Source organism: Gilvimarinus sp. 1_MG-2023 (assembly GCF_030548285.1).
In genome coordinates, this window is record NZ_JAUOSC010001319.1 from 1 (window position 1) to 254 (window position 254).

At 64.2% G+C, this 254-nt stretch carries 1 protein-coding gene; it reads left to right on the plus strand.

Annotation, left to right across the window (positions count from 1 at the left end):
• On the plus strand, nt 1-254 hold a 254-nt coding region (locus Q4563_RS21115), incomplete at both ends, for a 2Fe-2S iron-sulfur cluster-binding protein (RefSeq protein ID WP_303605917.1).

A 254-nucleotide genomic window follows, 5' to 3' on the forward strand; every position in this document is an offset into this window, starting at 1 on the left:
GTGCAGACCGTCAACGAATTTGATCCGGCCAACCCGGATGCCCATACCCGCCACGAGATCGATCTGGCTCTGGGCGGCAATCTCTGCCGCTGTACCGGGTATCGGCCGATTATTGAAGCGGCCGGACAGGTGCTGGCAGGGGAGCGCCAGGACGCCTTCAGCGCGGCTGAAGCCGAGACCTGGCAGCGGCTGATAACGCTGGCAGAACAATCCCGGGCCAGCACCACCATCGACGGACTGACACAGGGCGATCG